The sequence below is a fragment of the Paenibacillus sp. FSL H8-0315 genome (assembly GCF_038005365.1).
Taxonomy (GTDB): Bacteria; Bacillota; Bacilli; order Paenibacillales; family Paenibacillaceae; genus Paenibacillus_AQ; species Paenibacillus_AQ odorifer.
In genome coordinates this window covers 6,252,996-6,265,993 of record NZ_JBBOTA010000001.1, presented here as the reverse complement: position 1 = coordinate 6,265,993, position 12,998 = coordinate 6,252,996, and the positions used below count along the sequence as shown (strand labels likewise).

13 protein-coding genes are annotated in these 12,998 nt (G+C 45.2%); 8 read left to right on the top strand and 5 right to left on the bottom strand.

Features of this window, described 5'->3' with window-relative positions; genetic code table 11:
* The first annotated feature begins 88 nt into the window (after positions 1-88).
* The 6 genes from MHB56_RS27280 to MHB56_RS27255 all read left to right on the top strand — a co-directional run bounded on the left by MHB56_RS27280 (position 89) and on the right by MHB56_RS27255 (position 4,157).
* Positions 89-427 (top strand): cupin domain-containing protein, encoded by a 339-nt coding sequence (locus tag MHB56_RS27280; protein WP_341144226.1) that lies wholly within the window; start codon positions 89-91, stop codon positions 425-427.
* Positions 428-443: 16 nt separating this feature from the next.
* Positions 444-791 (top strand): cupin domain-containing protein, encoded by a 348-nt coding sequence (locus tag MHB56_RS27275; RefSeq protein WP_076189939.1) that lies wholly within the window; start codon positions 444-446, stop codon positions 789-791.
* 13 nt (positions 792-804) lie between these two features.
* Complete coding sequence (locus MHB56_RS27270; protein WP_341144225.1) at positions 805-1,560, top strand: class I SAM-dependent methyltransferase; 756 nt, start codon at positions 805-807, stop codon at positions 1,558-1,560.
* A 125-nt stretch (positions 1,561-1,685) separates the two neighbouring features.
* Positions 1,686-2,705 carry an ABC transporter substrate-binding protein gene (locus MHB56_RS27265; RefSeq protein WP_341144224.1) on the top strand — a complete coding sequence of 340 codons (1,020 nt, stop codon included), beginning with the start codon at positions 1,686-1,688 and terminating at the stop codon, positions 2,703-2,705.
* Positions 2,677-3,438, top strand: coding sequence for an ABC transporter permease (locus MHB56_RS27260; RefSeq protein WP_076126075.1), 762 nt, complete (start codon positions 2,677-2,679; stop codon positions 3,436-3,438). Before MHB56_RS27265 ends, MHB56_RS27260 begins: the two co-directional genes overlap by 29 nt.
* 11 nt (positions 3,439-3,449) lie before the next feature.
* Positions 3,450-4,157: an ABC transporter ATP-binding protein gene (locus tag MHB56_RS27255; protein ID WP_076280763.1), complete on the top strand. Its 708-nt coding sequence runs from the start codon at positions 3,450-3,452 to the stop codon at positions 4,155-4,157.
* A 116-nt stretch (positions 4,158-4,273) separates the two neighbouring features.
* On the opposite strand, the gene MHB56_RS27250 is transcribed toward MHB56_RS27255, so the two are convergent.
* Positions 4,274-4,741, bottom strand: a complete 468-nt coding sequence (locus MHB56_RS27250) for a hypothetical protein (RefSeq protein WP_341144223.1) — start codon at positions 4,739-4,741, stop codon at positions 4,274-4,276.
* Positions 4,742-4,825: 84 nt separating this feature from the next.
* On the opposite strand from MHB56_RS27250, the gene MHB56_RS27245 reads away from it, so the two are divergent.
* The gene (locus MHB56_RS27245) at positions 4,826-5,206 is read left to right on the top strand and encodes a hypothetical protein (protein WP_341144222.1); all 381 of its coding nucleotides are present in this window, start codon (positions 4,826-4,828) and stop codon (positions 5,204-5,206) included.
* Here MHB56_RS27245 and MHB56_RS27240 read toward each other — a convergent pair whose 3' ends face one another.
* From MHB56_RS27240 to MHB56_RS27230, 3 genes are all read right to left on the bottom strand, one after another.
* On the bottom strand, positions 5,207-5,665 hold the full coding sequence (locus MHB56_RS27240; RefSeq protein ID WP_076126068.1) for a hypothetical protein: 459 nt from the start codon (positions 5,663-5,665) through the stop codon (positions 5,207-5,209).
* A 113-nt stretch (positions 5,666-5,778) separates the two neighbouring features.
* Positions 5,779-5,964, bottom strand: coding sequence for a hypothetical protein (locus MHB56_RS27235; protein WP_076273836.1), 186 nt, complete (start codon positions 5,962-5,964; stop codon positions 5,779-5,781).
* A gap of 253 nt (positions 5,965-6,217) precedes the next feature.
* Positions 6,218-8,173: an AraC family transcriptional regulator gene (locus MHB56_RS27230; RefSeq protein ID WP_341144221.1), complete on the bottom strand. Its 1,956-nt coding sequence runs from the start codon at positions 8,171-8,173 to the stop codon at positions 6,218-6,220.
* A gap of 374 nt (positions 8,174-8,547) precedes the next feature.
* Between MHB56_RS27230 and MHB56_RS27225 the strand changes: the two genes are divergently transcribed.
* Complete coding sequence (locus MHB56_RS27225) at positions 8,548-10,611, top strand: methyl-accepting chemotaxis protein (RefSeq protein WP_076280766.1); 2,064 nt, start codon at positions 8,548-8,550, stop codon at positions 10,609-10,611.
* Positions 10,612-10,776: 165 nt separating this feature from the next.
* Here the strand turns inward: MHB56_RS27225 and MHB56_RS27220 are convergent, their stop codons facing one another.
* Positions 10,777-12,996, bottom strand: coding sequence for a M56 family metallopeptidase (locus MHB56_RS27220; RefSeq protein WP_341144220.1), 2,220 nt, complete (start codon positions 12,994-12,996; stop codon positions 10,777-10,779).
* Between the last annotated feature and the right edge of the window lie 2 nt (positions 12,997-12,998).

The window sequence follows — 12,998 nt, the reverse complement described above, 5'->3', positions numbered from 1 at the left end:
GTCATTCTCATTATATCAAATTGCAGGAATCATTCAATCAAGCAATTTGGAAATAATCAAAATACTGTACTTTGAACAGGGGGATCGTATGAGTGGAATTACAGCAGGCAAGGTATTTTTCTTAACAGATATGATCAGCATCAAGCCGCACCGGATTGCGAGCCGAACGCTGTCATTGCCCGTAGCTGCAGCCGAAACAGCAGCACAACCGGAATGGGTATTGTATGCCATGGATCAGGAGGAGACTATCAGTTCGGAGACCTCCCCCAAATCTAAAATCATCCATGTGCTGGAAGGCGAGCTTCATCTGCTGGTGGCGGCAGAGCCCTATCAATTGACAGCCGGCGCATCTGTTATCGTCCCAGCGGGCACATGGCATGATTATTCCGCCCACAGCAGCTGCAAATTTTTGCAAATCAGTATATAAAACGGAGGTATTCAAAATGGAAACAGGTTTATTTATTAAAAAACTGCCGCAATCCGCAGTCATAGATTTGAAAGAAATCATCACAATAGAGGAACAGCAGGTTTCCAGTCTGACCCTTGTACAGCGGCCAAATCTGGCAATGACCTTACTTTCGCTGGATAAAGGCTCGTCGATTGGGGGCCATTCTTCCCCGGGCGATGCCATGGTCAACATATTGTCCGGGCAAGCGGAAATTACAATTGGAGAAGACAACTACACAGTTCATGCGGGGGAGACCCTAGTTATGCCGGCCAATATTCCGCATGCCCTATACGCAACAGAGGCGTTTCAGATGCTTCTGGTTGTAGTCAAGCCGGATAAGTAATGGGGTGAATGCGATGAAAAAGGAAGTAGGCCATAATTTTTTGGCGCGGCTGGGAAAAAAACGTTTGCGGCCCGGCGGCGTTGCAGCAACCAACTGGCTGATCCAGCAAGCCAATCTGAGTACGGACAGCCAGGTTTTGGAGGTAGCCTGCAATATGTGCACCACCTCCATTCAACTGGCCGGGAAATACCACTGTCAAATTACCGGCATTGATATGGACCCGCGGGCGCTGGAAAAAGCAAACCGAAATATTAAAAATGCCAATCTGGAAAACTATATCCATGTCCGGCAAGGCAATGCGATGAAGCTCCCTTTTGAGAATGAGAGCTTTGACGTTGTCATTAATGAAGCCATGCTCACGATGCTTAACCAGCCTGCGAAGGAAAAGGCAGTCGCCGAATACTATCGGGTACTAAAGCCTGGCGGCATTCTGCTAACACATGATATTACCTTTGTCAAGGAAAATATGGAAGAACATCTAGCCGAGCTTCGCCGCACCATTCACATCAATGTCGAGCCGCTGTCTGTTGGGCATTGGGCGGGATTGTTCCACTCCGCAGGCTTTAAGCAAGTAGACAATGCTACCGGTCCCATGTCCTTAATGAGTATCAATGGACTCATTCGCGATGAAGGGGTTATCGGGGCGCTGCGTATTGTGAAAAACGGGCTCAAGAAAGAGAACCGGGAACAGTTCAAAAAGATGTATACCTTTTTTAATATGACGGGTAAAGATCTGAATTATATTGCCGTTTGCAGCAGCAAAAAATAGTTGGGCGCAGGCCTATCATGTCTTATGATAGGTTTTTATTTTCACTGTAATTGAGAATGGTTATCAATATAATTCATCAACATTACCATCTAGCTGTCAAAATAACCGCTTGAAAGGAACTCACGATGAAAGCTAAATCTGTTTATGCCTTGTGCCTCAGTTTACTGTTAAGTTTATCTTTTATGTTAAGTGCCTGTTCGCAACAAAAAAATGAAAATTCGTCCAAATCCGCCGCTCCCTCCGCTGGCCCGGCAGAAACACTGAATATCACGGTCGGCGGCCCTCCTTCTCCGCCTTCTCTGCCTATTCTGAGGCTAATTGAATCCAAGGCGTTGGGAGAATCGGTCAACATCGAGTTCAAAACCTGGGAGTCCATCGACACGCTGACCGCGCTGGCTAAGGACAATCAAGTAAGCTTCTTAGCTCTGCCGCTGAACAATGCCGTCGTGATGTATAACAAGGGAATGGATCTTTCCTTGATGAATGTGAATACCTGGTCAGTGATGAGCATGATTACAACAGATCCGTCCATCCAGAGCTGGGAGGATCTTAAAGGAAAAACGCTGTATGTGCCTATGAAATCCTCGCCTGTCGATTATATTACGCAGACCTTTTTGAAGCATAACGGACTGGAGCCAGGGAAAGACATCACATTGCATTACACCCAGCTGGCTGAGGGAGCTCAGCTGCTGTTATCCGGCAAGGCCTCCACAATTGTGAGCATTCAGCCGCAAATTACCGCGATACAAATGAAAAATGATCAGGTGCGCTCGATCGTGGATTACAAAAAGGAATGGCAGCAGGTTACCAAATTAAACACCGATCTGCCCAACGCCGGACTCGCAACCAAGCAGTCAGTAATTGCCAGCCAGCCGGAACTGGTCGCCCGCTTCCAGGAAGAATATCAAAAAGCGCTGCAATGGACGCTGGACAACCCCAAAGAGGCGGCTCAGTTGGCCAATAAGTATTTCAAGCTGGATGCCGGTGTGGTTGAGAAAGCGATTCCGCATATGGCGCTGGATTTCGCCTCCGCTTCCGAGAGCAAAGAGGTTCTGTCAACGTATTACCAGACGCTGATGAATTACAGCAAGGACAGCATTGGAGGCAAGCTTCCCGATGAACAGTTCTATTATCAGCCTAAGTAAAAAAGCCATATCCCTGTTGGGCATTGCCTTGCTGTGGCAGCTTGTAGCTATGCAGATGGACCCTTTTGTCCTGCCTGGCCCGCTGGAGACGATGCGCACGGTCCTGAGCTATTTCGGTGATCCGGAATTTTATTATGCAGTTTATCGCACGCTGCTCAAGCTGCTGATCGGCATGGTCTGCGTTCTGCTGCTGGGCGGCTGTCTGGGGCTGCTGCTTGGACTTTATCCGCGTTGGAAGCCTTATCTGGAACCTGTCATCGATATAATGCAATCCGTGCCGCCGATCGCCTGGCTGGGCATCGCGATCATTTGGTTTGGGCTTACGGATCTGCCTGCAATTTTTATTATCGTGTTGTCCACTACACCGGTTTTGGTGGTCAATCTGTACGAGGGATTTGCGGCGATCGATGGCAAATTGATGCGGATGGCCAAGGTCTATCATGTACCTGGTAATAAGATTCTCCGGCATATCATATTGCCTTCGCTCAAAAGCTATCTGAAATCAGGCATGATCACCTCAGCGGGACTGGGCTGGAAGCTAGCCGTAATGGCGGAGCTGTTGACCTCCGTCGACGGGATCGGCAGCCTGCTGTCCGATGCCAGAACAAATCTGGAGACCGATCGTGTGTTTGCCCTGGCGTTGTTTATGGCTATTTTCTGGAATGTGATCAAATCTTGCATTACATTTCTGTTCCGCAGCAGGGTAAGCCTGCCGACGCATTTGAATAAATAAGGGTGGGGCTTATGCTTATTACACTACAAGAAGTTTCCAAACGCTATTCGGGAGTTCCAATCCTGGAAAAAATCAGTCTTGAAATCCAGATGCCGAAAATCATTTGTATTCTAGGCCCTTCAGGTGCGGGAAAGACAACGTTGCTGAATATCCTGTCACAGTCCGAAAGCGCCGATTCCGGCAGGGTCACTGTGCATCCAGAGCTAAAGCTGTCCTATGTCTTTCAAGAGGATTGTTTGCTGCCGTGGTCTACAGTTGGTGAGAATATCAGCTTTGTTAAGGAGGCTTCTCCGACCTCTGCGTCGGAAATCGAAGCATTTTTGGAAGAGGTCGGGCTTGCTGCCTACAAGAATCATTATCCTCATCAGCTGTCAGGAGGCATGCGGCAGCGCTGCTCCCTTGCCCGCGCTTTTTATCACGGCGGAAATATGCTGCTGATGGACGAGCCTTTTCACTCCCTGGACTATCATCTGCGGTTTGATTTAGTTCAGAAATTAATCGCATTGTGGGAGCGCAAGAAATGCGCCATCGTTTTTGTTACGCATGATATTGATGAAGCCCTGCTGTTGGGGGATGAAATTATGATCTTGTCCCGACATCCGGGCAGGATTGTAAAAATTATTGAAATTGATACTCCACAGCGCAGCCGTTCGCTGAAAGAGCTGAGCCTGCTGAAGATTCGCGCCGAAATTCTGGAGCAGCTGCTGACGGCACAGTAATTGCCTAAATGATGCAGAGCATTTCAAAAACAGGTATATAGAAAACGCGAGTCCGGGCGGCACTGCCCTGAACTCGCGTTTTTGTGTTAAGTGATTCGGTTATGTATTTCTATCGCCTATTTTGCCGGGTATCGCTTCAACTGCTGCTCAAACACGGTATTGTAGTAAAATTTTCGCGGATAGGCATCCTCCTTCAACACCTTGTAAAGCACGGATTGACCTTCTTCATAACGGACCGCAAATTCACATTCATCATAAAAACGCCGGGACAGCTCACGGATATTGTCTTTCTCGGACGAACAGCGCCATCCGAAATAAATCATATCTAGCTGGTTCAGCGGATCACGGTAAGTGTCGAGGACAATACAAGCGTTTGGCTGCTCTGGATTACTGTAAACGAGCACATGTCCGGTGTGAACAGGGTTGGCAAAAAAATGTTCATAAATCTCCGCAACGGGTACTGTAATACCCAATTGATCCATGATGATCTGAAAATTCGGGTGCGGAATATAGGTATCACTCTGCTCATCCGGGTACTCCACCAATTCTGTAATGGATGCCATGACCCCAAATTCATACTTCATATGAACATCCTCCCTGTTGATTGCTTGAAAAACATCCCTATGCTTGCTATGATAACAAAATTATTAGGATGAGAGGCGATTTTTATGAAAAAAAAGCTGCGTTCTATCACGCTCAGGGAACTGGAATACAGCTATATATTGGGCATGAGAATCCATGACGAACGGAGTCAGCTTGAATTAAAGATTTATCATAAAAATGTAAAGCTCCATCCCCTCCGCATCCAAATCCTAACATGGGATGATCCTATTGCCGGTTGTCCGCTAAATACAGGCTATCTGCTGCAAAACCATAAAAAGGGTTTTGATGATGTTTATAATCTAAATCATCCACAGCGTATCCGCGAATGGATCGAATATGGAACGGCTAAAGGCTGGGACGGCACCCGGACAATAGAGATCAAAAATGGATTGGATGCTATGCAGGAAATGGGCTATGATATTACTTCATTACGCACTTCTATATAATCAGTCAAAAACCTGTTCCAGTGCTTGTGGATAATAAGGACTGATAATTTTATAGGCATTCAAGTGAGGATTGCTTAAATCATTATCATAAATGATCATATGCTGTCTGCTTTTTAAAATAATATCAAATCGTTGCTTGCAGTCAGCCTGAACTATCGTAATATAATAGCTAAAGTTTTTGTCAGAACTGACATTTCGGGCCGATTTCATTAATTGAACATGTGAGAAATCAGCAAAAATCCGCTCAATAACAGCAGGATCAGTAATAATGATGTCTTTCTTTTCACCGGGAACTGAAGACAATCGCGAGATTTCTAGAGAGGCGATTTCTTCCAAACGGATGGTATTGGCTACGATTCGTTTAAACGAAGTATAGCGGCTTGCTGTATAGGCCATCAAAGAGACACCTACCCCTGTCAAAAGCGCACCGACAAGCATGTATTTTCTATTTTTATCCATTTTCCCATTCCTCCCAGTAATACGATTCAGTAAACTACAATTATAAAACTATATAGACACCGGTGCAAATTCAGAAACATAAAGTTCAAACGGTACAAAAGGGCGGCGAGCTCCTAATCCTCAAGCTCGTCCAGCTTCGCTTCCAATTCAGCCAGCTTACGATTTGCTTGATCCAATATTTCCTGAAGCTCTGCAGCTTCTGCTCGTTTTATTTCTTTTTTAACGGTTTCAATCTGCTGTTCCAAATAGAGAATATCAGCTTCATTTCCTGAGTTGTTCCAGATCTGTGAGTAAGTCATAGTCAGCCTCCGTTTATCTGTGCCACGATTCAAGCATAACCCGCATTCCACTTCTTCAGATTAATCGATGCTACTCTTGGAGTCTAGCTAATCAACAAAAAAACAATGACCGATTACTTTTCTATATTCAACACTCTTAACTTTATAAACAAAATAAAGAAGCAGTGAGTTACTCCACTGCTTCTTTGCTGCCTCTTATTTTCTCAATCAAAACGGTCATTAAACTTCACGTCAAGGGTTAACCTGATCTCATTTATTTAGCCAGCAGTTTAGGGAACTCATCCAGCAGCATGCTGCTGGTCAACATATCGTCATAATTCCATTTAGTCTCCACAAAAGTAACTTTTCCGCTCTTTACAGCAGGGAGCGAGCTCCACAACGCAGTTTTCATTAACTCATTAAAGGAATTTTCCGCATCAGCATTGGCCGGATAGATGACAAACAAATGGTCACCAATAAGCATCTTATGCATTAGCTCAGGGGAGACCTCAATATAGGGTGCACCTTCTGCCGGCTCGATTTCCTTCACTGCCTCGGACATTTTGTAGCCCTGCGGCTGATACAGCAGTGCAGGAATACCACCAGTTTTCATCAAATACATTGTCTTGTTCCAATAATAAATCAGCACTACCGCTGTTTCTCCTTCGGCAAGTTTGCCTTCCTGACGCAATCCGCTCCACATATTCTCGGCCTTGCGATTATATTCGGACAACAGTTGCTCTGCTTCAGCCTTTTTACCCACTATCTCACCAATGACAGGCAGACGCTCAGACAAGGGTTTACTCTGGTCAAATACAACAGTAGGTGATATTTTGGACACTTCTTCATATTGTTTGTCCATCACATAACCCAGCATTGTCAAATCCGGTTCCAGATCCAAAACAAGTTCCAGATTTGTAGGAAATCCAATATCCTGAGCCGGGGTTGTCTCCTTATCCAAATAGACTGATTCTTCAATAAACCGGCGGTCGACACCGACCGGCTGAATCCCGAGTGCCAGCAGGTCTCCGATCGAATTACCTTGCAGCACAATCCGCTGTGGACGCTCTGGAATATCAACCTCATGCCCCTGACTGTCTTTATATACTCTTGTAGATTTTAAATTGGTGGCTGAGTCCGGTGGACTTGTCTCTGTTTGCACAGAGGATACCGGACTAGGGCCAGCATTCACAGAATTAACAGGACTGTTCCCTGAAGAACAAGCACTAAGCATTAAAACCAGACATAACAGCATCGCTGCTCCCATTGACATTTTTGTATTTCTAACCATCGGTAAATCCCCTTTTCTTCTATATTGATAATGATTATCATGATCATTAACAATATAACTTGGCTCAGCCCATCCTGCATTAGACAATCTTAGCCTGATTTTAGGACGATCTGATCCTTTGGCAGAGCCTAGGGCCAATGACTTAAAATTACCCGGAGTCACACCGGTTGTTTTCTTGAAAATACGGATGAAATAGGACAGGTCCGTGTACCCCACTCCGGCGGCAACCTCCTGTAATGATGCATCGGTATTTAGCATCAGTTCCTGCGCCTTATCTATTCGCGTCCGAATAAGAAAATCAATCAGACTGGTACCCGTCTTGCTTTTAAACTGCTTCGCCACATAGGCCACACTATAATTAAGCTGCTCTGCAATAGAGGATAAGGTAATAGGCTGACTGTAATATTCTCGTATGTATCGAACTGCTTGCTCCACCAGATCCGGCTTGACGGAATAGACTCCATATGCCTGTCTCTGCCGCTCAACTTCGTAGACAAATTGATAAAGCATTGCTTTGATCTGAATCCGTTCAAGTGAACTTGAGTCCAGCCATTTCCGGTGCATCTCCTTTACTTGTGACAGCAAAGCCACTGGAGCATTCGGAGCAAATTCATATTGTTTTTGAAAAGGACTGTTTCTTTCAAAAAGTCTACGTACACCTGATCCGGACGTTAGCGAAAGTGAGGCTTTATAGAAAATAAAATAAAACTCCATTTCCTCCCTGACCCAATCAATATCCAGTTGCCCTCCTTTTCCGCTGTGTAGGATATGAAAACGTTCTGCAGCATGTTTATTTCCATTGAGCCGAAAAACCACGTTGCCGCGAACCATATATAAAAAACCTGCAGCCGGGAACCTATAGGAGTTCAGCTTGTCTCCTGCCTTAAACAACATATGGCGAATATCAATCAGCCGGATATGTGCATAATCCCAGAGCATCAAATTATCATCAGCATTTAAAATCTTTACTCGCCTCCTTCCTATCGGAAGTATAATTGATAATCATTATCAACCGCAAGAGCTGGAAGCAATCTACAAACAAGAAGTCTGATAAAGGCAGTTAAGCATCACCTAAAAAAACAACAGTTCGCCTTTAATCAGTAGATGCAATGTGCCAAGCTACAGGCTAATTGTTAAGATCTCCCTCTCCCCCCACCATCTTGAAATCCCGCACCAGTCAAGGATTTATTCTGTGCATCATCCATTTTAATTTAATTTTTTCATTCTCAAAATTACTATTTCGAAAATCTCACTATCTTCCGATATGTTCTTATGAGCTATTTGCTCAGAGACAACTTGGGGGAGATGGTAGCATGTTACAACAACTAAAAAAAAGGCGGTTTGGTTCATCAAGCATAGCAAATACTTTGTCCATTGTACTTTTAGTTATTATTGTTGTCGTCTTCTCAATCTTGGGAACCTTTATGTTTTCCAGCACTCGCAGCATACTTGTGAAACAACAAGAATCTATGCTTCAGACCAAAACACAGGCACTTGTCAGTCAATTTGATGCACTATTTAAGGAAAAGGGTTCACTGGTCAAGCAAATGTCAACGAATAACTTATTCAAACAATACATCGAAACCACCGAAGCTCCTGAAATGGCCAAGACTTCTCCGCATGCCGCTGAAGTAGCAAAGACACTAGCTGACATAGTAAAGGTGGAACCCACTTTTGCAGATGCATGGATTGCGAGTACTGCCGGCAAAGGTTTTTATATCCTCAACAATGGTACGACATCAGATGCTGCTTTTAACATTAAAGAACGGCCGTATTATAAGCCAGCAGTCGAAGCAGACGGCCTGTACTACTCCGATCCTTATATTGACATCACTACAGGTGATATGCTGATGGGTATTTTCTATCCGATAAAAAATGACAACAATACATTAATCGGTTTTGTCGCGGTTGATATAGCGTCTAAAAATATCCCTGAGATAATGGAAAGCTATAAGCTAGGCAGCACAGGTTATTCCATTCTCGCCTCCAAAACAGGTGATATTCTGTATCACCCAGACCAGTCTAAGGTCACAAAGGAAAAGATTAATGAGCTGCCAGGTGATCTTGGGGGAATCGGCAAGAAAATGATCGCTGGTGAATCCGGCGTACATCTGATTAATGACAACGGAGAACGCCGTTACATCGGCTATGCTACAAGTAAAGATACCGGCTGGTCCGTAGGTTTAACTATTTCAGAGCGGGAAGTGCTTTCCGAATTAAAAAAGTTCACCTGGATTACGATTGGCGGGTTTGTTGCAGCGGCGATTCTGCTCGTTCTATTTTCGTATATCACACTCCGTTATCTGCTCAGATCCATACCGAAGCTGCTTACCAAAATCAAACGGGTGGAAAATGGGGATTTGACGGTTCAATTTGATGCCTATTCCAACAACGAAATTGGACAAATCTCCAACGGAATATTCAACATGGTCCAGAAAATTCAAGGGATGCTCCAAATAGTGGGTACCTCCGCTCAGGTATTAAACCAGTCCTCAAAGGATCTGCAATCTATTTCTTCCCGCACAGCTATAACGATGAACGATACAGCCACAGCCATTAATGAGATTGCGAATGCAACCAACTATCAGTCGATCGAAACGGATACGATTTTGCAAAAAACCGGATCATTATCTGGTCAAATTGACGAAATCGCTAATGATGCCATAGCCATAGAGACGATGGTGCAGGCTTCTGCCGACCAGAGCGAACTGGGGTTGGGTGTATTAGATCAGTTATCAAAATGGGCAGAAGAAAATCATAACTCCACTCATTCGATATCGTCTGCCATCCATGATATTGATCAAAGCCGTCATGAAATTTCGAGCATCGTGGACACGGTACATCAAATCGCTACGCAAACCAATCTGCTGGCACTAAATGCTTCCATAGAAGCAGCACGTGCGGGAGAACAGGGACGCGGATTTGCCGTTGTTGCCGGAGAGGTTCGCAAGTTGGCGGAGCAGACTGCACAGGCTACACAGGAGATTGGCAGAAAGGTTCATGAAATCGAAGAGAAAACTAGAGCATCTGTGGAATACACAGCCCAAGGACTTGAAATTGCCGAAGAAAATGCAAAATCCGTGCAGGCTACGAAACAGGTATTCTTTAGCATCAACAGCGATTTGGAGGCTTTAAGATTACGTATGATTCAAATCAGCAGCAACACCTCCAAAGTCCATAAACACAAAGATGAAATCCTACAGGCACTCGAAATCATTTCTTCAACTACAGAAGAGAATTCCGCTTCAACGGAAGAAGTTAGCGCAAGTACGCAAGAACAATTGGACAGCATTGAACAGGTTGCCGAACTGTCCCTGCAGCTCAATCAGTTGTCCAAAAAGCTTCAGGACGAATTAAACCAGTTCCAGGTCGAATAGTCCTTTAGTCATCCGTAATTTACACAGTCGTAAGACTGTCCTCCCTTCAAGAAAAATTAAGCAGCCAGTGCATGCCGATAATCTATCGGCGCGTACTGGCTGCTTTTAGTTTCAATTCGCTAGTAATGGTCTCTTCAATAATACGGTACAGACCTTGAAACTTAACTATTGATACGGGTCAGGAATTTCCTCCCACTGACCAGTAAAGACATCTACTTTAATCGTGAATTCCCTGCTTCCTTGCCTAACATCACTGAACAAATAACCATCCCCGATAAAGCCTGAAATCCAGTCCGTATCTGTTGGCTTGAAACCCTCTGTATCAAAGATAGGTTGGAGTAACTTATACAGTTCCTTCTGGTATTCTGTACCGTTAGAGATGTTCCACAGATCTATCGCTTCTCGGTTTACAAGACTTCTCAGTGGACTGCCAGAAGTTACGTCATGAACCGTTCCGGTAAGCGGATTTATTTTATAGCTATTGCCTTCCCCTACGCCATTCAGTGGATCTATATCCACCCTATACTGATCTCCGTCTTTGCTAAAGGTCCAACCACTTGCCGGAAGCTGTTTTTCCATCATGGACTTGATATCCTGTTCACTGAGTGGTGGAGATATAAACGATCCATAGTACATCTGTGCGCTCTCAATGGTCAGATTCTTCCCGTAAACGGCAATAACTTCGAGCGGAAACTCAGACATAGACGCCGCACCGGACATATGGGCTACAATTTGGTCATCTATCAGTTCGTATGAAACTATAGAGCCAAATCCGACCTTCTCTCCCCAAGCTCCCTCCGTGTAATCATACACTTTGGTCAAATGCTTTCCGTCCAGTTCAGCAGATACATAAGTGTGGTTATTTCGATGTGTAATGGATGATTTCAGCTTCTGATTCAACGTTTCGATCGGATCTTCGACCACAAGCTCTTCCAAGCTAGCAGGCTGAAGCACATGAATCTCACTCATAGAAAGTCCAGTACCCGTGCCGGTCGTAATGCGTATGAAAATTTCTTTCGTTCCATCTCCGTTCACATCTGCTTCTTCAATCAATGGAGGCCGAGTTTTATCTTCTCCTGCATTCCACAAGAACGTACGGCTTACTTCACCACGCACATCTACCGTGACTTTATGCAAAAGTGTATTCTCACCAGTGGGATTAGCAGATACCGTGATTCCGTTTTTTTCCGCCAATAAAGTGCCTTTAACACTGGAATCCGTTGTATTTTTATCCTGCACTTCTGCCTGAAAAGTAGCAGGAGCGCTCATTGCCGGAGCTGATGCAGAATTCAGCTTTGCTCCTGTAAGGGTACAGCCACTTAAGATCATAATTACAGCGAGGCCCAGCATTGAGCTTTTTGCCGTAAATTTTTTGTGCCTGGTGATCATAATAATCCTTCTTTCCATTTCCTTTTTACTGCTTGAAATGCCAGCTGTACCTGCCAACCGGATCGGATCGGGTAAGGTTTCTAACAATTTAAGAAGTGTCAAGGCATAACTTCTGTGGCAAGCTGGTTCAAGATGCTTCAAGGCCAGAGCATCACAGGCAACCTCTTGATCCTCTTTCATTTGGCGTACGGCATACCACAACAGAGGATTAAACCAATGCATGGCCAGCAGCAGACCTGTCAGCAGATTTAGCGAAATGTCATGGCGCTTCACATGTGCCAGCTCATGAAGGAATATATGACGGAGTCCGTTCGTCTCCAGAGTGTGTAAAGTAGAGGTGGGCAGCAGCAACTTGGGCCGCATAACGCCAAGTAGTGTCGGTACGGCAATCTGCTTCGTCCCGATCAGCTTGACTGGGCGACGCACCTGCATCTCCTGCTTACAGGATACGAACAACCGTTGGATTTGTGAGGAATGGATCTCCGTTTCCTGTCGAACCCGTGCGGTAAATCGCAGTTGCGCTCGAACCGACATGCCCAGCACCACCGCCGCTCCGCCAAACCACACCAAAACCAGTACATGTATCGGCTGCCATCCTGAATCGGTTTGCGGATTGACTTGTACCATAACATCCGATGTCGATTCTCCCGGCAAAGGTCCACTTTTTGCAATTCCAGTAACTGACGGCGGTTCCTTTTCCCCTCCGGTCAACTCTGGGACATAAGTAAAGCCAACTTCCGATTGCGCTGACGAAATAAAGGAACTCTGCGCCGTTTCTTTCTCCAGCGGCAACAGATTAAAAATACTAAATGTGCTTTCAGGTGCCCAAGGTATAGCCAGCCTCACGATCAATGGTATCCACAGAAGATACGTCCAGGTAGGTTTCAGACGATCCTTGAACAGGAAGCGGGTCAATAAGATCAGCAGAGCCAGCACGCTCGCCATGGCAGACAGCGACAATACCTTGACGAACAGATTGTATGCAGCTTCCAGCAAGC

Bases quoted from the DNA above. Each gene is read 5' to 3' on its own strand.
- MHB56_RS27240 (WP_076126068.1), bottom strand. From the start codon at position 5,665: ATGGATAAAAATAGAAAATACATGCTTGTCGGTGCGCTTTTGACAGGG.
- MHB56_RS27275 (WP_076189939.1), top strand. From the start codon at position 444: ATGGAAACAGGTTTATTTATTAAAAAACTGCCGCAATCCGCAGTCATA.
- MHB56_RS27250 (WP_341144223.1), bottom strand. From the start codon at position 4,741: ATGAAGTATGAATTTGGGGTCATGGCATCCATTACAGAATTGGTGGAG.
- MHB56_RS27255 (WP_076280763.1), top strand. From the start codon at position 3,450: ATGCTTATTACACTACAAGAAGTTTCCAAACGCTATTCGGGAGTTCCA.
- MHB56_RS27260 (WP_076126075.1), top strand. From the start codon at position 2,677: ATGAACAGTTCTATTATCAGCCTAAGTAAAAAAGCCATATCCCTGTTG.
- MHB56_RS27235 (WP_076273836.1), bottom strand. From the start codon at position 5,964: ATGACTTACTCACAGATCTGGAACAACTCAGGAAATGAAGCTGATATT.
- MHB56_RS27225 (WP_076280766.1), top strand. From the start codon at position 8,548: ATGTTACAACAACTAAAAAAAAGGCGGTTTGGTTCATCAAGCATAGCA.
- MHB56_RS27265 (WP_341144224.1), top strand. From the start codon at position 1,686: ATGAAAGCTAAATCTGTTTATGCCTTGTGCCTCAGTTTACTGTTAAGT.
- MHB56_RS27230 (WP_341144221.1), bottom strand. From the start codon at position 8,173: ATGCTCTGGGATTATGCACATATCCGGCTGATTGATATTCGCCATATG.
- MHB56_RS27280 (WP_341144226.1), top strand. From the start codon at position 89: ATGAGTGGAATTACAGCAGGCAAGGTATTTTTCTTAACAGATATGATC.
- MHB56_RS27270 (WP_341144225.1), top strand. From the start codon at position 805: ATGAAAAAGGAAGTAGGCCATAATTTTTTGGCGCGGCTGGGAAAAAAA.
- MHB56_RS27245 (WP_341144222.1), top strand. From the start codon at position 4,826: ATGAAAAAAAAGCTGCGTTCTATCACGCTCAGGGAACTGGAATACAGC.